Here is a 225-nt window from a genome sequence, read left to right on the forward strand (position 1 = left end):
CGAGTTCGCCGGTCTTCCTGTCCTTCTTGTTGGGCACGGTCGAGCGGCGGATCAGCAGGTGACGCTCCAACCCCGCCGGTGTGGAGGCGAGTTGGACGGCGGCCCAGTCGTACTCGCGCGGACCCTTGGCGCCGTCGGCACAGGACCGGCGCTCGAAGGCATCCTCCGGCACCAGCGCCCACAGCTCGCGGGCCTGCCGGGTGCGCCCGTCGGGCAGCGGCAGCA

Annotated in this window: 1 pseudogene; it reads right to left on the minus strand. The window is 72.4% G+C overall.

Going from position 1 to position 225, the window contains the following annotated elements:
• A pseudogene (locus RB628_RS42365) lies at positions 1 to 225 on the minus strand (hypothetical protein); the annotation flags it as partial.

Source organism: Streptomyces sp. ADMS (assembly GCF_033441795.1).
Lineage (GTDB): Bacteria > Actinomycetota > Actinomycetes > Streptomycetales > Streptomycetaceae > Streptomyces.